Below are 17,479 nucleotides of genomic sequence, written 5' to 3'. Positions count from 1 at the left end.
GCACTGGCTCCGCGCGAAGCGCAAGCCTATGACCCCGGTGAAGACGAGATGCGGGCCCGCTACCGGGAAACCGATCACATCAAGGCCTATTACCGCGTGAACCGCTACCCTGAAAAGAAGTGAGGCCGCCATGCTGACGAAGCGCAAAAGCGGACAGGCAAGCCGCACAAGACTGCAAAGCCTCCTTGCTGGCACGGATTCGGCTCCATTCGACCGACGGACATTCCTCCGCCGCTCCGGCCTCGCAGTTGGCGGAATAGCCGCGCTCAGCTCGTTTCAGTTCGGCACGGTAAGCAAAGCCGCGGCGATCAGCCCGCCGCAGCCGGGAGTGCCGACCGAGTTGAAGAAAAGTGTCTGCACACATTGCGCTGTCGGCTGCACGGTCACGGCGGAAGTCCAGAACGGCGTGTGGACCGGACAGGAGCCATCGTGGGACAGCCCCATCAATCGAGGCTCGCATTGCGCCAAGGGCGCAAGCGTGCGCGAGCTGGTACATAGCGACCGCCGCCTGAAATACCCCGTGAGGCTTTCCGGCGGCAAGTGGGAGCGCATCTCCTGGGATGACGCCATCAATGGGATCGGCGACAAGCTTCTCGACATTCGTGAGAAGTCCGGACCGGAGTCGGCCTACTGGATGGGATCGGCGAAGTTCTCCAACGAGGGGACTTACCTCTTCCGCAAGCTTGCGGCCCTGTGGGGAACCAATAACCAGGACCACCAGGCGAGGATCTGCCATTCGACGACGGTTTCGGGCGTGGCCAATACCTGGGGCTACGGCGCGATGACCAATTCCTTCAACGACATCCGCAATTCCAAGACGCTCATAGTGCTGGGCGGGAACCCTGCCGAAGCACATCCAGTCGCCATGCAGCATCTGCTCGAAGGCAAGGAACTCAACAAGTCCAACTTCATCGTGATGGATCCGCGGTTCACCCGTACGGCCGCGCATGCCACCGAGTTTGCTCGCATTCGGTCTGGCACCGACATCGCGGTGCTGTGGGGCTTGCTCTGGCACATTTTCGAGAATGGTTGGGAGGACAAGGAATTCATAGCCCAGCGCGTTTACGGGATGGACGAAGTCCGCAAGGAGGTGGCGAAATATCCGCCCGACGAGGTCGAGCGCATCACTGGTGTGCCTGGCGAGCAGATGAAGCGCATCGCCGAGATGTTCGCCACGCAAAAGCCATCGACGATAATCTGGTGCATGGGGCAGACCCACCACACGACCGGAACAGCCAACGTGCGCGCCAGCTGCATCTTGTGCCTCGCCACGGGCAATGTTGGCAAGCCGGGCACCGGCGCCAACATCTTCCGTGGACATGACAACGTGCAGGGCGCGACCGACATTGGATTGGATGTGGTGACCCTGCCCTTTTACTATGGTCTGACGGAGGGCGCCTGGAAGCATTGGTCGCGAGTCTGGCAAATTCCATACGACGACCTTCTGCGCCGGTTCGACTCCAAGGAGGCGATGGAGACACCCGGTATCCCGCTGACCCGATGGTTCGATGGGGTCGTGCTCCCCAAGGAGGACATTCAGCAGCGTGACAGACTGCGGGCGATGTTCGTCCAGGGCCACGCCAGCAACAGCATCACACGCATACCGGAATCAATGAAGGGCCTGGCCGGCCTCGAACTGCTCGTCGTTGCCGATCCGCACCCGACGACCTGGGCATCGCTGGCAGTTCAGGCCGGGCGCAAGGAAAACGTCTATCTGCTGCCGGTCTGTACGCAATTCGAGACTTCCGGCTCGCGCGTCGCCTCCAACCGATCTCTGCAGTGGGGCGAGCAGATCGTTAAGCCGAGCTTCGAGCAGAAGGACGACTATCAGGTCATCTACCTGCTCGCGAAGAAGCTCGGCCTTGCCGACTGGATGTTCAAGAACATCGCGGTCGAGGGTGACCGGCCGCAACCGGAGGACGTACTGCGTGAGATGAACCGCGGAAGCTGGTCGACCGGCTACTGCGGTCAATCGCCGGAGCGCCTCAAGGCGCATATGAAAAACCAGCACAAGTTTGATCTTGTGACGCTACGCGCGCCGAAGGACGATCCGGAGGTCGGCGGCGACTATTACGGCCTGCCCTGGCCATGCTGGGGCAAGCCGGAAATACGCCATCCTGGCACGGCCAACCTTTACAGCACCGACCTGCATGTAATGGATGGCGGCAGTCCCTTCCGGGCCCGTTTCGGTGTGGAGCGTAACGGCGAGACGCTTCTTGCCGAAGGCTCCTACACGCAAGGCTCGGAACTGACCGACGGCTATCCGGAATTCACGATGGCGGTGCTGCAAAAGCTCGGCTGGGACAAGGACTTGAGTGCGGAGGAACTCAAAGTCATCCAGACGATCGGCGATGATATGGGTGACATCGGCAAGGTCTCGTGGTCGACCGACCTGTCGGGCGGCATCCAGCGCGTCGTGCTCAGCCACGGCTGTCACCCCTACGGAAACGGAAAGGCCAGGGCTGTCGCCTGGAACTTGCCCGACCCGGTGCCGATCCATCGTGAGCCGATCTATACCTCCAGGGTGGACCTAGTCGCAAAATATCCGACCTATCCTGACGCCAAGCAGTTCCGTTTGCCGAATATCGGCTTCAGCGTTCAGAAGGCGGCGGTGGACAAGGGCGTCGCGAAATCCTTCCCGATCATCCTGACGACCGGTCGCCTGGTCGAATATGAAGGCGGCGGCGAGGAAACCCGCTCAAACCGGTGGTTGGCCGAGTTGCAGCAGGAGATGTTCGTCGAAATCAATCCCGCGGACGCAGCCGCCCGCGGCATTGGCGACGGCGTCTGGGTGTGGGTGACCGGCGCGGAGAACGATTCCAAAGCGCGGGTGAAGGCTTTGGTGACCGAGCGTGTTGGCAGGGGAGTAGCGTTCATGCCTTTCCACTTCGGCGGCTGGTTCCAGGGTGAGACCCTGCGGGCCAACTACCCCGAAGGCGCCGATCCCTATGTGCTCGGTGAAAGCGCAAACAGCATCACCACCTACGGCTATGACCCGGTAACGGGCATGCAGGAGCCGAAAGTCACGTTGTGCCAGATCGCGATGGCGTAACAGGGAGGTGCGGAAAATGGCCAGGATGAAGTTCCTCTGCGACGCCGATCGCTGCATTGAGTGCAACGCTTGCGTCACCGCCTGCAAGAACGAGCACGATGTGCCTTGGGGCATTAACCGCCGCCGCGTCGTCACGATCCATGACGGCAAGCCCGGCGAGCGCTCCGTCTCGATGGCCTGCATGCATTGCACCGACGCCCCGTGCGCGGCGGTGTGCCCCGTCGCATGCTTCTATACGACTGCCGACGCGGTGGTGCTGCACTCTAAGGATTTGTGCATCGGCTGTGGCTATTGCTTCTACGCCTGTCCGTTCGGCGCGCCGCAATACCCGCGCGTCGGCAATTTCGGATCGCGCGGCAAGATGGACAAGTGCACGTTCTGCGCGGCCGGTCCGGAGCCGGACTCGACCGAGGCCGAATATGCAAAATATGGCGCCAACCGGCTGGCCGAAGGCAAGCTGCCGCTTTGCGCCGAGATGTGCTCGACCAAGTCGCTGCTGGCCGGCGACGGCGAGATCATCGCTGCGATCTACAAGGAACGCGTGACGCAGCGCGGCTACGGCTCCGGTGCGTGGGGGTGGCAGACGGCCTATCGGGAGACAATTGAGGTATAGTTCATCGCGGTGCCGATTGGTTCGCGCAGACAAACAAGCTCAGGAGGACCGAGCAAATGCGTATCTCGAGCCTTGGTCGACTGATTTCCCCGGCGGCCGCCGCACTCATTCTGGCTCTCGGCCTGCTTGTTGTTCCGGCCAGGGCGCAGGACGCCGGTTCAGGAAACAACCCGACCGCCCAGGCTGTCAGCGAGCGGCAACTTCTCGATGAACTCAACAAAATCCGGGGCCGCGTCACCATACCGGACGGCAAGGCCGCCACGCTGCAGCAGCCGCAGGGCCGCGACTACCAGGGCTTCCATGAGCGCGCGCTGCCCTGGATCGGCGGCATTGCGATCCTCGGCATGCTGGTCGTGCTGGCGCTGTTCTATTTCGTCAGAGGCCGCATCCGCGTCGCGGCGGGTGAATCAGGCGTCAGGATCCTGCGCTTCAACGCCATCGAACGGCTTGCCCATTGGACGACTGCCACAGCGTTCATCATCCTGGCCGTTACCGGCTTGAATCTCGTATTCGGCAAACGCCTGCTGATGCCGCTGATCGGACCGGACGCGTTCTCGGCATGGTCGTTTTGGGCGAAATACGCGCATGACTTCGTCGCCTGGGCATTCATGCTGGGCGTACTTGTTATGCTGGTCGCCTGGGTCTGGGACAACCTGCCCGACCGCTACGATGCCAACTGGCTGAAGGTCGGCGGCGGATTCTTCGACAAGTCGAACCGGACGCACCCGCCGGCGGCACGCTTCAACACAGGACAGAAGCTTATCTTCTGGGCGGTCCTGCTGGGCGGAATTGCCTTGTCGGTGTCCGGCATCTACATGCTGTTCCCATTCTCCTTCGCCGATATCAACGGCATGCAGACGGCCCAGTATGTTCATGCGGTCGTAGGCGTCCTCCTGATCGCCGTCATCATCGCCCACATCTATATCGGCACGCTCGGCATGGAAGGCGCCTACGAAGCCATGGTGTCCGGCACAGTGGATCTGAATTGGGCCAAGGAGCACCACAGCGCCTGGGTTGCCAAGCAGCAGGCGAAGACGGGCGATGCTACGCCGGAGACTTCCGCTGAGCCGGCCGAATAGCGTTTCTATCGCTGGTCGACTGCAGCCCAATCGCTCAGGAGGTAGTTGGTCATGATTTGCCGGCGGAGCCGCCGGCGGGATCGCCCGACCAGTTCTGCCCGACGAGATTGTGGCCCGGATCGCCCACCCGGGCACTGTCGGTGCTGAAGACCTGCCAGGAAGGCACCTGCTGTGCGCGCAAAACATAGCCGGCACCAAAGGCAACTAAGACGGTAACGACAATTCCCGTCAAAATCATACGCATCCCGCCTGCTCCTTCCATTCTCGAGACGGGCCCGCCAGCCACCGTTCTTGCTCTCGCTATTTCGGCGTGGCCGCCTGCGGCGCTAGACGCTGGGCACCGGCAGCCCCTGTGGGCTCGGCCGGCACAACCGCCTTCTGCTGATATTGCATATCGAGTGCTGCCAATGCAATCAGCGGCGGTGGCATGGCAACGCCGGCAACTCTCATGGCGCGGGCCGTTTTCTGGCACTGGGCGATATCGTTCGCATCGGCGAGTTGCTCTGCCGCTTCGACAGTCAGCACGGATTCCTTGGGCGTGCTGGTCACGTCTGCGGGGGGCAGCGGCGCTGCCCTGCTTTCTTTCTGCGGGGCATTGTGCGCCGATCCGCTGGCTGCGTTGTCCTTGCCTGGCTGGGGAGCGTCGGTTGCCACGCCGTCCTGTCCGGTGATTTTTTGCGCAGAGCCCGTACCACCCTCCGACTTCGCTGGGTCGCCCGATCCGGTCGTGCCCTGCTTAGCTGAAGCCGCATCCGGCTTCTTTGCCGCGCCGGTGGGTGGGGGCGTCTCAGCTGGAGGCGCTTTCATGAAGGCGAGGATCTCGTGACAGAGGTTGACCGGGCCGCCTTTTCCCGACGCAACCACCTGACCGGCAGGCGCCTCAGCGGTCGGTGCGGCTGGCTGAGGCGTCGCGGTCTGTGCCTGGGAGGCCGAAACCGAGAGTGTAAGCATTCCCGCGAGGGCAATTCTTCTCATCGCTAGCTCCTTCCCCTTCGTGTCAGACGGTGCCGCCGGATGCAGTCGGGGCACCACCGTCGCACGCGTGCCAATCCAGACGAAATGTCCAACGCCGCCTTGCGTTCCATTGCTGCCTTCAACTATCAGGTTCCCGCATCGTCAACCCCCGTTATGAGGGCTCGGGCACGGATCGCCGCATACCGGCGCACCCGGGTCGGCTTATGTCGCCGAGCCGGTCTGCTTCAGCCGCACAAGAACAGCACAACGACTTTCGCCCTGACGTACTTGAGGCATCACCGTGCCGGCTGCACATGTTTTCGCCCGAATGACGCCGATCCGTGGAGCAGCACTCGGTTGCGGCCGGATTGTTTGGCAAGGTAGAGTGCCGCATCCGCGTGACTCTGTAACTGCTCTGGTGAGATGGCCTCGTCAGTCGTCTGAACTGCAACTCCAATGCTGAGTGTGACGCTAGGCGACATGCGGGATGCAGGGTTGGGAAAAGCCGCGGCCTCAACGCTCTGACGAATTCGCTCGGCCACCGCGACGGCCTCTTCCTCGTCCACCCCGGGCAGCAACACCAGGAACTCTTCGCCGCCGTAGCGGGCCACCTGATCGCGGTCGCGCCTCACGTTTTCCTGGATCATTCTGGCGACCTCGACCAGACAGCGATCGCCCTGGGCATGGCCGAGGTGGTCGTTCAGCTTCTTGTCGTCGATGTCGCACATCAGCATGGCGGCACCGCCGTGGCATTTCCGGCCACCGTCCCATAGACGGTCAAGCGTTTCCGTCATCCAGCGCCGGTTGGCTATGCCAGTGAGCGGATCAGTCCTCGCCAAAAGTTTCAGCCGATCATTCGCTTCCGCCAGTTCGGCGACCCTGCGCCGGTCGCGAAGCTCAAACAGGAAGGTCTTTTGAGCGAGAATTGTCATGCTGCGCCGCGCGGCGACCGTTGCGAAGATGCCGCTGGTGAAAACAACGTCGCAGCCACGGCGCTGCCAAATTCGATGCCCGGGTTGTGTAGTTGAAAAACGAGATAGAGACCGAGCGCCAAGGCGGCAATAGTCACCGTCCAGGCCAGCGGAACCCCGAAGATGATGATGGCTGTGATGGCCACGAACAGCATGATGTTCAAGTGCCGTTCGTAGAACTCGCCACCAGCGCTTACGCCGACCAACGCAACCGACAACAAAATGAGGAAGAAGCCCGCGATCAGCGAAGCCCCTTGTAGCCACGGCGCCCGCGGCTTTCGCCAGATAAGAACGACGGCCACAGCGACGGGCGGAATGATGGCGCCAGGCAGGAGCATGGATAGCGCAGTTGCCCTTGGGAGCATCACCATGTTGAGCGCGAGTGTCAGCACGTCCAACAAAGCCACCCAGACCATCCAGGCTCGGATGATCTTTGTCTGCGACCAGACACGCGCTCGAAACAGGCGGTAGATCTCGCCCGTCAGCCGGATATCGCGCGTGCGGCTCGCCAGTAGTCGGTCGACTTCTGCAGTTATGGCCAGGACTATCCTGCACGTCTAGGTGCATCCGTTCTGTCAAATATCGGCCCTTACAACTGGTTTCTCCTGAATGTTCCGCCCGAGCCATCCGCTCCTCGGGATGGACAAGAATGCCAAGCTATCCTGAAGATTTGATTTCCAGAGGTACCGACTTGCGAATTCCGCTGTGATCCCTGCAAGCGTTTACGGCTCCATCATGGCTCGCGGCCTGCTGCCAAGCCGCGCCCACTGACGAGACCGTGCCCCCGATCAGTGTCTCTTCGAGCAAAGGCGTACGGAGCGCATGAGAATGTCTTGGACTGCCCCTCCACTATCAAGTCGGGGTCGAAATCCAAAAGCCACCGTCTGCTGGCGGCTCAAGGCACTTGCCTAACTCCTAGCTATCTTTCCGATCGTGATAGCCACAATCTCACGAATTCTCTGGCGGGGATGACACTGTCGATGAAGGTCGTGGGATTGTCCACGGGCTGGACCTAGACGCCAAGATGGTGTTGCAGCAGCCCCGCCTGGATCTTGAGTTCGGCGGCCGGGCCTTCGTGGGCGATATGGCCATTGTTGATGATATAAACGCGGCTCGCGAGCGCCAGCGTCGCTGCGATGTTCTGTTCCACCAGCACAATTGTCTGCCCTGCCTGGACCAGCTCGCGGCAGGCGCGCACCAAGTCGTACACAATGACTGGAGCAAGTCCTTCGAAGGGTTCATCAAGCAGGAGGATCTTTGGGTTGCGCACCAATGCACGCGCTATAGCCAGCATCTGCTGTTCGCCACCTGACAAATCCGTACCACGGCTGGCGCGTCGTTCCTTCAGCCGGGGGAACATCGTGTAAATGCGTTCCAGCGGCCACCGGTCATCCGCAGTCAACCCGGCCAGAATGATGTTTTCCTCGACGCTCAGGCTGCCGAAGATGCGTCGATTCTCGTGCACGAGTTGCATGCCTTCCCGAGCGATGCTGTGCGCCTTCCTGCCAACCAGTTCGACCCCGTCTAGTTCAACCGAGCCGGTCCGCGGCGTCACGACCCCCATCAGGCTCTTCAGCGTCGTCGACTTGCCAGCGCCGTTGCGGCCCAGGAGCGCCACGACCTCATTCTTCTCGACCCTCAATGTGACGTCGAACAGAATGTGACTGTCACCATAATAGCTGTTTAATGCTCTCACATCGAGCAGGCTCATGCCACCTCTCCATGTACACCGCCAAGGTAGGCTTCCTGCACCTTTGCGTTGGCCTTGATCTCACTGGGCGTGCCTTCGGCCAGCACCCTGCCCTCCTGCAGGACGGTGATTTTCTCGACCAGCTCGAAGAGCGAATCCATATCGTGGTCGATGATGATCATCGTGCGTGCACGCGCGATTGACTTGAGCAGCGCCACGGTCTCGACGCGCTCGCGCGGGCTCATGCCGGCAAGCGGTTCGTCAAGCAGGAGCAGGCTCGGCGACGTCGCCAGTGCAAGACCGATTTCCAGCCGCCGCTTCTCGCCATAAGCCAGTTCCGAAACTGGCCGATCGAGCCGCGCCGTAAGGTTCACCAGCGCCGCCGTTCGCTCGACCTGCTCGCTGAGACCGGGAACGCTGTGGATACTCTTGAACAGATCAAGCCGGAACTTTCCACGCGCCTCGCCCAGCGCGGCAATCATCAGGTTCCGCCGCACCGTCAAGCGGTCGAATAGCTGGTTGATCTGGTAGCTCTTGGTGAGCCCGAGCTGGCACACCTCGGATACGCCCATGCCCGTAATATCGCGGCCGGCCAGTATGATGCGGCCGGAGGTTGGCGCGATCTCGCAGGTGAGCATCTTGAAGAACGTCGTCTTGCCCGCGCCGTTGGGTCCAATGATGCCCCGTATCTCCCCATGATCGACGCTGAGGTCGACGTCGCTGTTGGCTGTGATACCGCCATAGCGTTTGGTTAGGCCCTGCACCTGCAGGATCGGTCCGGATGCTGGCGCAGCACCACGCCGGCGCGCCGGCATCGGTTCGACGGCGGTCACGACGTGCGGCGCACTCTCGACCGCGGTATTGGACGATTCGATGCGCTTGCGGCCACCGGTCAACCAATAGAGATCGACGATCGCACCGACGATGCCGCGCCGCAGGAAGCAGACCAGCAGCACGAAAACGATGCCGAGCACCAACTTCCATGTGGCGCCGAGATGCAATGTGTTCTGGAAAAAGTCGCTGAGATAGAGCCACACCGTCGCGCCCACCAGCGGCCCGAACAGTGTGCCGGCACCGCCGATCGCCGTCTGCATCACGACCTGGCCGGACGTGTCGAACATGAAAGCGTCCGGCGGCATGAAGCCCTGCATCACGCCCAACAGGCCGCCGGCAAAGCCGGCATAGATCGCGGCAACCACGAAGGCCGTGAGCTTGTAGCCGTGTATGTCGTGGCCCAGCGCCGCGGCGCGGAGCGGATTGTCGCGGATCGCCGAAAGGATCGCGCCAACGGGCGAGCGTACGATGCGCAGTGCGACGGCAATGCCGATGAAATAGCAGAACGCCAGGAAGGTATACATCGTCCAGTCGGTGTTGAATTCGAGCACCGTGAAGCCGAGGTTGACGACCGGGGTTGGCACGCCAGGCAAGCCGTTCTCGCCGCCCGTGAATGCCGAGAGCGGATTGAACTCGACAAAGAAGAAGACTTCGGCGATCGCCACCGTGATCATGGCGAAATAGATACCGGTGCGTCGCAGGGCTATCAACCCGATCACGTAGCCGACGACACCCGACACGACGGCGCCCAGGACAATGGCAGCCATGACATAAGAGAAGCCGGTTTCAGTCAGGAGATAGGCGGCGAACATCCCGCCAGTACCGTAGAAGGCCGACTGGCCGAAGGACAGCAATCCCGTGTAGCCGAACAGGATGTCGAAGCCGATCCCGAACAGTCCCCAGATCAGGATACGATTGATCGTGCTGGGCGAGAACCCGAGATGGGGCAGAACGAAAGGCGCCAGGACGAGCGCCAGCGCCGTCAGAAGCTCGACGAGGAAGGGATGTTTGATGTTCATGGCCGACCGCGTCTACTCACGCCCTGCCGTGCCGAGCAGCCCGTGCGGTCGAAGCACCAACACCAGCGTCATCGCCACGAACAGCATGACATACGAATAACCAGGATTGAACATCGAGGTGATGCTGATGATTTCGCCGGCGATGAGGCCGCCAAGGATGGCGCCGGTAAAGGAACCGACACCGCCGATTACCACGACCACAAAGGTCTGGACCAGTATGGCTTCCCCGACATCGGGCGCGATCGACACCACGGGTGCGTTGACAATACCGGCGAAGCCAGCTGCCATGGCTCCGATGCCGAAGACGAGCATGAAGATCTTGTAGACATCGATTCCAAGCGAGTCGACCATTACCGAATCCTCGATGCCTGCTCGCACGATCATCCCGATGCGGGTGCGATAGAGCACGACATAGAGCATCAGCAGCGCCAGGGCGACGATGCCGAGGAGCGCCAATCGGTAGGTGGGATAGACCATGAAGCCGAGATGGGTAATGCCGACTAGCGAGGCGGGCGGCGGCACCGTGTGCGAGAGGCTGCCGAAGAAAAAGCGGACCGTCTCGACGAAAACGATGCCGAGCCCGAATGTGACGAGAAGCTGGTCCTCGAGCGGCCGCGTGTAGAAATGGCGAACGATCAGCCGCTCGATCAACACCCCCACGATCATCACGAACAGCGATCCGGCCGCCACCGCGGCGAGGAATGAACCTGTGTAGGTGTAGGCGAGCCAGCCGGCATAGCCACCGAGCATGAACATCGCGCCGTGGGCAAGGTTCAGGACGCCGAGCGTCCCGTAGATGATGGTCAGCCCGGAGGAGATCAGCGCCAGAAGCGCGCCGAGTACGAGCCCATTGAAGCACTGCGAAATGAAATTTGCCCAGTTGATCACTCTGCGCCCACCTTAGTCATGAAAAATATGCCCTGCCCGCGCGCCAGCAAGGGTTTGGCAGACAAGTCGCGAACAATCGACATCCCACCGAGCGCCGGGAGACGAACCGTCTGCGTCCGGGCAGAGCCAGTCCCGATGCGAGCGCCCTCTCCAGCCGTGGCGAAGCGGAGAAGGCGCTGCGGGCATCAGGTGTAGCTGCCCAGGTTGCAGCCGAACTCGTCGGGCTTCTGCATCAGCGGCGCGCCATCGACGACCTCCACCACATTCCAGTAGTCGTCGTCGCTCTTCATGTCCTTGGGATCCTTACCCTGAACGAGTACGACGGGTCGCACGCACTGATGGTCTTCCGGCCGATAGTGAACGTCGCCGACGAGTGAAGGGATGGTCTCACCCTTCTCGTATTGCTTGATGACGTCCGGCGGATAGAAGCTACCGGCCTGCGACACCATGCGCGCCCAATGAGCGAAGCTGACATAGGCGTTTTCGGCGCCCCATTCCGGCCGATAGCCGAACTTTTGCTGGAATGCGTCCACGAACTGCTTGGCGAGCGGATACTTGTCCTGCAGGGTCCACCAGAAATCGGTAGCGGCAAAAACCCCGGCTGTCAGTTCGGGGCCTACTTCCTTGGCAAGGAAGGGGATCTGGTAGGGGATCACCATCTTCATGCTCGGAGTCAGGCCGAACTGCTTGGCCTGCTGGATTGACAGCACCGCGTCGCGGCCCCAGTTGACGTTGACGATGAATTCGGCGCCCGAATTGGCGATATTGGTCAGATACTGGCTGAAATCCTGGGTGCCCAACGGCGAGACCTGGTCCGTCACCATCTCCCATCCGCCCTGAGAGGTCAGGTAGTCGTTCACCGACTTGGTCACGGTGTGGCCGTAAGTGTAGTCCGGCGTCATGAATGCCGCCTTCTTTCCCTTGCCGTAGGTCTTCACAAGAATCGGGCCGATCGCGTTGGCTGCGGTCTGGCCGTAGAAATTCTGGCGGAAGCCGTAGCGAACGCAGTCCTTGCCTGTTGTGTCGTTTGAGCCGGAGATGCCCGCGACGTAGAGGATCTTCTCGCGCTGCGCGAATTTGTTGAGCGCAACCGCGACCGCCGATGAAGTCGAGCCGGTCATCAGGATGATGTTGTTTTGGTGGATGAAATTCTGCTCGAGCTCGACGGCCTGGTTCGGCTTGGCCGCGCTGTCGGCGGACAACAGCTCGACCTTCTTGCCGAGCAACCCCTTGTCGACCTTCGGCGCCAACGCCTTCATCAACTCGTGGCCGTTGTTGATGTGGTCGACCGCGAGCTGCCAGCCCTTAAGTTCGTCAGCACCTTGCACGGCATAGGCACCGGTAAGGGGCACGGCGGCTCCGATGTAGACGGTGTCGCCCGCCGACCCGGCCGGCCAGGTGCCTATCGCGGGCTTGTCGTCGGCCGCAAAAGCCGCAAAGCTGGATAAGGGCAGAACGGCGCTACCGAGAAGACCTGCGCCCGCGTGCAGCATGCTACGGCGGGATATATGGGAAGTATTTTGATCGTCGAGTGGCATCAGCTGTTCCTCCTTAGCGTGGAGCCGTCGGACGACTCTCATTGTTGTTCCGGAAACCGGTTTTTTTCAGCGAGACGCTGAAAATGGCCTATTTGCATGGGCATTCGCAGTGGCGTAGGCCTGCCAGTCAATACAACTTTCGTTTGATGATTCTGTTCATTGATCTGGATTAATAAGCATAGGAAAGTTTCCTTGAAGGTCATGAACATGTGGAGCATGGCATGCCGCTGACCGGCCATCCGATCGTGACCCGACTGACACGTGCAATGAAGCTGGAATCGCTAGACATCAAACGTCTTGAGGCAATTTTCGAGCGCGACCTTACCATTCGGAAACGGGAGGAACTCGTCGTTCACGGCTCCGAGTTCCGAAGCCTGTGCTTTGTTAAAGACGGCTACGCGATCCGTTACAGGTTGCTGCGCAGCGGCAGGCGGCAAATCCTGAAGCTTATCCTGCCGGGTGATGTCATTGGATTCCCGGTCAGCTTTTTCGATCGATCGACTTGTGCGGTCGTTGCCGTGAGCGAGCTGACCTACGCCGTGTGCTCGTTCGACGCTTACGTTCGTCTCTGCTACGAGCAGCCCCAATTCGGTCTGGTGTTAAGTTGGCTCGCCGCCCAGGAGGCAGCGACTTATGCGGAACACATTGTCAATCTGGGTCGGCGCACTCCGATTGAAAGGCTGGCGCACCTTTTGCTAGAGATCCACGCGCGTCTCCTGGAGGTGGGACGCGCTGACGAAGAAAGTTTCGACTTGCCATTTTCGCAGGAAGTCATGGCGGACGCGCTCGGGCTGAGCGTGCCCCATCTCAATCGCGTCATTCAGCAATTGCGCGCCGAACACCTTATCACCAGCAACGCGCGCTTTATCGAGCTGACCGATCTTGCGGGCCTTCAAAGATTGGCTCAGTACCAGCCCATGACCCTAATCCCCATCCCGGTGCCGAAACAGCTGGAGTGATCACACAGCCCCATTGCGACGGGCATCGAATGCGTTGTCGATTTGGCCTCTATGTCTGTTATCAAGAGCAACTTTATCAATGCTGACTGCCAGCTACAGTTGCGTCATCCCATCCTTGCTGAGCATGATCGAACGACTTCACCGAGTGGCGAATGACGTTTCTCCGGGTCGAGGAACTTGGCCGTCAGATTGCAACGATGGGTTAGCAGAGCCGCGTTTGGCAGCAGCTTCCCAGCGATGGTCTCGTTGATCAGCGGCATGGCCGAACCGCCGGCGCCGGGCGTGGTGAACTCGTGCAGCTCGACGAAGGCGAACTTGGAGGTGCGGTCGGTGGCGACGAACATGTTCAGCTTGCCCTGCTCGGTGCGCACCTCCGCGACGTCGATATGGAAGTAGCCGATCGAATAGCTCTTGAACTTCTTCTTTGCCGGCTTGCCGCCGGCGCAGCCGCCGCAAACAGCGGCTCGGACCCCTCACCACCGCAGCTTCGCTTTCGAAGTTGAACCCGGTGCCAAGGTCACTTGAGGACAAAAAAGTCGCACCGGCTTGGAATAGCTTCGCCATCGTCTCAGTATACGGCACATGAATGCGAGCTTCGACGTCACTCCGCATCTGGAGGATCTGTGGCGGTATGGTCGAGTGCTTACGCACAACGACGCAGACGCCGACGACTTGGTGCAGGAGTCGCTTGTCCGCGCTCTTTCCTTGGCTCGCAGCTACGATTCTTCGCGTCCTCTCATGCCCTGGCTGATCACAATCGTGCGAAATACCTTTCTAACCAGTGCGGTGCGTGCGGACGCAGAGAGGCGGCGGATTGCCGCCTTTGCGGAGCAGTCTGACCCACTGTTACTGCCATCGCAGGAGCACAGCACCGAACTCTCCAATGTCAGAAAGGCGCTGAGAGAGTTGCCTACGGAGCAAGCCGAAGTTCTCCATTTGGTCGGCGTCCTCGGCTTCACCTATTCTGACGCCGCAACAGTACTCGGCGTACCGCAGGGAACTGTTATGTCCCGCCTGAGCCGCGCACGAGTTGCCCTGAAGAACAACATGGAAAAACTACGCGATTGCGCGCCTTCCCAGTTAAAAGTTGTAGGAGGCCGTGATGTGGCCAAGTGACCGTATTTCCGAGGACGAGATCAATCGCTTCCTTGACGGCGAACTGACCCAGCCTCAGAGATCCGACCTCCAGGCACGGCTTGCCCTGGAGCCGGAACTGGCGGCGGAAGTTTTTGCCCAGGCACAGCGCATGGAAGCATTGCGCGTCGCTCAACCGCAGCGGCTTTTCCCGCCCCGAGTTAGCGTGGACAAGGCCAAGCAACTGGAAAGTGCGTTTCGACGGCTAAGAATATTCAGTGCGCTCAAACTGCAAACGGCAGCCGCCTTGCTCATTCTGGCGGGTTGGTCGGCCAACTCATTGACACTGCCTCTCCGCCAGGGAGGGCAAACCACCGATGAGAATTTCATTCTTGCCGCGCGTGATGCCTTGCGAGTCGCCCAGCTGAATGCCGGTCCCGAAAGGGGCAGTGAGCCAAAGCAGGACAAGATCGAGCGACTGGTCGGCGCCATGAACATCAGCATGCCCGCTCTTCCAGCGACATGGAGGGTGAAAGATGTTCAGGTGCAGCCCTGGAACGGGCGGCAGAGCCTTGTCGTGACGGCTGACACACCGAGCGTTGGCCAGATCACACTGGTTGCGGTCGCGATGAGCGGCGAAGACGCCGTACCGCCTACTCCCGCTACGGATGGGCGCGTGCCGACCATATACTGGCAATCGGGCGGCACGGCCTACGCCCTGATGGGCCCTGCCGCGCCCGACCGACTTGAAAAAGAGGCTAAGGAAATCGAGGTGGCCACCCGAAGGAGCGTCGCTGCCAAAATACGGGGCTGAGGACCATTGGGCTATCATTAGTCAAAGGAAAGTGAGACTGCATGTCTGCCGAACAAATCCAGAAACATTTCATACGGTTTCTTGGTTCGGATGTCGGTGTATCGTTCAGTAATCCGTTAGATCCCCGCGAAGTCATTCTGTATCGGCCTGACAGATTGTCCGAGACATTTGTGACGTGGGCGTTCCAGGAACTGAAAAAGACCACGCCGGACGTCGCAAGAAAGATTGACCGACTGCTTGTATCATATGAAACCCGACATGGCCGCACTCGTCGCGGGATAGACATCTCCTCAACCAGCAATGTGCCTCAGCAGCGAAATCCTGAGTCATCTTCGCGAGTTGAGGCTTCGGGACGGGCGGCATGATAAGGCTTCCGCCGCCGACCCTAGGAGCCCTGCGGTATTACCCGTCGACGTGCCCGATTTGCGAAGAAACCGCGCTCGCGGCCGACATTATCTTGCGAACGGTAGAATTCCAGTGCGCCCGCTGCGGCGGATACGAAATCACCGCCGCCGCACGCTCGGCAATGCGAGCTGTGTCTCCGGAGCGCCGCGTGCTGTGGCTTTCGCAGGCCCGGCTACAAATTTCCGACACTCAAAGAATAGCTCTCATACTCTGTGCGAGTGAAGATTTGATCGGCCGTGAATAATTGCAGTTTTGCGAAATCCCCATCGAGTTCGGATCAGGCGCCCATGAGGGAACGCGCCAACATCACCGTTTGGGGGAGCACAAGAGTGATGCTGTTTGAGCAAGTCCGCCCGCGGGCGTTTCCTGGCGGCCCGGCATTTTCGGCGGAGTTGGTGCCGGACCGATCCGCTCTGTTGTTTTCGATGTGATCCATCTCAAGGCGACGGAGCGGCAGGCGCGGAGTTTCTGGAAGTTGATGAAAGGAACGTTCACTTGACTGATGTGTCTTCCGGGGGCGAGGCCCAAAATGCACGGCTGGCTAATCTACGGGCAGCGACAATGCTACGCGAGACCGCCCATGTGTCGTTAGATGCGGCGACCGAATCCGCTCTGTCGGCAATAGCCGCCGAGATGAACATGAGTCGACCTGAGCTCATTCGGATGGCATTGGTTGACTGGCTGGAATCTCACAAAAACTCTCGTGCGGCTGCGAACGATTAGCTGCGCCGCGAACGCGCCCGATGCGTCCGCCCAGAATACCAGGCGAAGCTGCCACATCCACCGCGGACCTCACATCGCGCGAACGACGGACCATTCGGGATCTTATAATCTCGTGAGTCACGGGAAGGCTGCCTCTGTTGGGAAAGAGGCACTCCCAGCCGCCTGTTTAACGGGACACCGTCCCCGGCGGCCTGGGCAGCGAATCATCATTCTCGTGCCGACTGACCTCTCCTTGCCATAGCGGCGACTTCCACTAACTTTTCAATATGGCCAACGGAACGGTGTTGATTTCCGGCGGCGGAATCGCCGGCCCCGCCCTTGCCTTCTGGTTGGCAGCCGGTGGATTCCGACCAACACTAATCGAACGAGCGCCCCATTTGCGCACGGGAGGTTACGTCATCGATTTTTGGGGCCTTGGTTATGGCATCGCCGAGCGAATGGGGCTCGAGGAGGAGATCAATCGCGTAGGCTACCATGTACGCGAAGTGCGCTTTGTAAACGATCGTGGAAAGCGCGTCACAGGTTTTGGCACGGACGTTTTTACTGAGCTGACAGCGGGCCGCTTTGTGACACTCGGACGCAGCGATCTCTCTAAGCTGCTTTTCGACAAGATAAAGGATACGACCGAAGTCATATTCGATGATGAGATCCTCGGCCTTCAAGAACATCCAGCCGGTGTGCGCGTTAACTTCAAGCAGGGAGGCGAGCGCGCGTACGATCTGGTGATCGGCGCTGACGGTCTGCATTCCGGCGTTCGCCGTCTGGCCTTCGGGCCACAGCAGCAGTTCGAAAAGAAACTCGGTTACGCTGTCGCGGCCTTCGAGTGCGCTGGCTACCGTCCACGCGACGAAGACGTGTATTTGATG

13 protein-coding genes and 3 pseudogenes are annotated in these 17,479 nt (G+C 60.4%); 8 read left to right on the top strand and 8 right to left on the bottom strand.

Going from position 1 to position 17,479, the window contains the following annotated elements; translation table 11 throughout:
* From EN932_RS38810 to EN932_RS11425, 4 genes and pseudogenes are all read left to right on the top strand, one after another.
* Positions 1-123 (top strand): annotated as a pseudogene (locus EN932_RS38810) (formate dehydrogenase); the annotation flags it as partial.
* A 7-nt stretch (positions 124-130) separates the two neighbouring features.
* A complete protein-coding gene (locus EN932_RS11435; protein ID WP_127370828.1) occupies positions 131-3,052 on the top strand; it encodes a formate dehydrogenase subunit alpha in 2,922 nt (973 codons plus the stop codon).
* Between the two features lie 16 nt (positions 3,053-3,068).
* Positions 3,069-3,665, top strand: a complete 597-nt coding sequence (gene fdh3B, locus EN932_RS11430) for a formate dehydrogenase FDH3 subunit beta (RefSeq protein WP_064994234.1) — start codon at positions 3,069-3,071, stop codon at positions 3,663-3,665.
* Between the two features lie 56 nt (positions 3,666-3,721).
* On the top strand, positions 3,722-4,744 hold the full coding sequence (locus EN932_RS11425) for a formate dehydrogenase subunit gamma (protein WP_127367326.1): 1,023 nt from the start codon (positions 3,722-3,724) through the stop codon (positions 4,742-4,744).
* Positions 4,745-4,793: 49 nt separating this feature from the next.
* Here EN932_RS11425 and EN932_RS11420 read toward each other — a convergent pair whose 3' ends face one another.
* The 7 genes and pseudogenes from EN932_RS11420 to EN932_RS11390 form a co-directional block, all read right to left on the bottom strand.
* Positions 4,794-4,988 (bottom strand): hypothetical protein, encoded by a 195-nt coding sequence (locus tag EN932_RS11420; RefSeq protein WP_064994232.1) that lies wholly within the window; start codon positions 4,986-4,988, stop codon positions 4,794-4,796.
* 56 nt (positions 4,989-5,044) lie between these two features.
* The gene (locus EN932_RS11415) at positions 5,045-5,719 is read right to left on the bottom strand and encodes a hypothetical protein (protein ID WP_206523636.1); all 675 of its coding nucleotides are present in this window, start codon (positions 5,717-5,719) and stop codon (positions 5,045-5,047) included.
* Between the two features lie 275 nt (positions 5,720-5,994).
* A pseudogene (locus tag EN932_RS11410) lies at positions 5,995-7,034 on the bottom strand (diguanylate cyclase).
* 647 nt (positions 7,035-7,681) lie between these two features.
* Positions 7,682-8,380, bottom strand: a complete 699-nt coding sequence (locus EN932_RS11405) for an ABC transporter ATP-binding protein (protein ID WP_064995205.1) — start codon at positions 8,378-8,380, stop codon at positions 7,682-7,684.
* Positions 8,377-10,212: a branched-chain amino acid ABC transporter ATP-binding protein/permease gene (locus EN932_RS11400; protein WP_128368848.1), complete on the bottom strand. Its 1,836-nt coding sequence runs from the start codon at positions 10,210-10,212 to the stop codon at positions 8,377-8,379. The genes EN932_RS11405 and EN932_RS11400 overlap by 4 nt, the downstream gene beginning before the upstream one ends.
* A 12-nt stretch (positions 10,213-10,224) precedes the next feature.
* Complete coding sequence (locus tag EN932_RS11395; RefSeq protein WP_064995207.1) at positions 10,225-11,100, bottom strand: branched-chain amino acid ABC transporter permease; 876 nt, start codon at positions 11,098-11,100, stop codon at positions 10,225-10,227.
* Between the two features lie 185 nt (positions 11,101-11,285).
* Complete coding sequence (locus EN932_RS11390; protein WP_127368574.1) at positions 11,286-12,638, bottom strand: substrate-binding protein; 1,353 nt, start codon at positions 12,636-12,638, stop codon at positions 11,286-11,288.
* Between the two features lie 221 nt (positions 12,639-12,859).
* Between EN932_RS11390 and EN932_RS11385 the strand changes: the two genes are divergently transcribed.
* Entirely contained in the window at positions 12,860-13,597 is a 738-nt protein-coding gene (locus EN932_RS11385) for a Crp/Fnr family transcriptional regulator (RefSeq protein ID WP_128337937.1), read from the top strand.
* 290 nt (positions 13,598-13,887) lie between these two features.
* On the opposite strand, the pseudogene EN932_RS11380 reads toward EN932_RS11385, so the two are convergent.
* A pseudogene (locus EN932_RS11380) lies at positions 13,888-14,037 on the bottom strand (IS481 family transposase); the annotation flags it as partial.
* A gap of 142 nt (positions 14,038-14,179) precedes the next feature.
* On the opposite strand from EN932_RS11380, the gene EN932_RS11375 reads away from it, so the two are divergent.
* The 3 genes from EN932_RS11375 to EN932_RS11360 all read left to right on the top strand — a co-directional run.
* The gene (locus tag EN932_RS11375) at positions 14,180-14,713 is read left to right on the top strand and encodes a sigma-70 family RNA polymerase sigma factor (protein ID WP_064995211.1); all 534 of its coding nucleotides are present in this window, start codon (positions 14,180-14,182) and stop codon (positions 14,711-14,713) included.
* Complete coding sequence (locus EN932_RS11370; protein ID WP_064995212.1) at positions 14,700-15,485, top strand: hypothetical protein; 786 nt, start codon at positions 14,700-14,702, stop codon at positions 15,483-15,485. Before EN932_RS11375 ends, EN932_RS11370 begins: the two co-directional genes overlap by 14 nt.
* Before the next feature lie 1,394 nt (positions 15,486-16,879).
* The coding region (locus tag EN932_RS11360) for an FAD-dependent monooxygenase (RefSeq protein ID WP_206618926.1) at positions 16,880-17,479 on the top strand (600 nt) is incomplete at its 3' end.

Source organism: Mesorhizobium sp. M7A.F.Ca.US.002.01.1.1, from assembly GCF_004022955.1.
GTDB classification, from domain to species: domain Bacteria; phylum Pseudomonadota; class Alphaproteobacteria; order Rhizobiales; family Rhizobiaceae; genus Mesorhizobium; species Mesorhizobium ciceri.
The sequence above is the reverse complement of the archived record's forward strand: the minus strand, read 5'-3'. Positions and strand labels throughout refer to the sequence as shown.

Bases quoted from the DNA above. Each gene is read 5' to 3' on its own strand.
- EN932_RS11435 (WP_127370828.1), top strand. From the start codon at position 131: ATGCTGACGAAGCGCAAAAGCGGACAGGCAAGCCGCACAAGACTGCAA.
- fdh3B (WP_064994234.1), top strand. From the start codon at position 3,069: ATGGCCAGGATGAAGTTCCTCTGCGACGCCGATCGCTGCATTGAGTGC.
- EN932_RS11425 (WP_127367326.1), top strand. From the start codon at position 3,722: ATGCGTATCTCGAGCCTTGGTCGACTGATTTCCCCGGCGGCCGCCGCA.
- EN932_RS11420 (WP_064994232.1), bottom strand. From the start codon at position 4,988: ATGCGTATGATTTTGACGGGAATTGTCGTTACCGTCTTAGTTGCCTTT.
- EN932_RS11415 (WP_206523636.1), bottom strand. From the start codon at position 5,719: ATGAGAAGAATTGCCCTCGCGGGAATGCTTACACTCTCGGTTTCGGCC.
- EN932_RS11405 (WP_064995205.1), bottom strand. From the start codon at position 8,380: ATGAGCCTGCTCGATGTGAGAGCATTAAACAGCTATTATGGTGACAGT.
- EN932_RS11400 (WP_128368848.1), bottom strand. From the start codon at position 10,212: ATGAACATCAAACATCCCTTCCTCGTCGAGCTTCTGACGGCGCTGGCG.
- EN932_RS11390 (WP_127368574.1), bottom strand. From the start codon at position 12,638: ATGCCACTCGACGATCAAAATACTTCCCATATATCCCGCCGTAGCATG.
- EN932_RS11385 (WP_128337937.1), top strand. From the start codon at position 12,860: ATGCCGCTGACCGGCCATCCGATCGTGACCCGACTGACACGTGCAATG.
- EN932_RS11375 (WP_064995211.1), top strand. From the start codon at position 14,180: ATGAATGCGAGCTTCGACGTCACTCCGCATCTGGAGGATCTGTGGCGG.
- EN932_RS11370 (WP_064995212.1), top strand. From the start codon at position 14,700: ATGTGGCCAAGTGACCGTATTTCCGAGGACGAGATCAATCGCTTCCTT.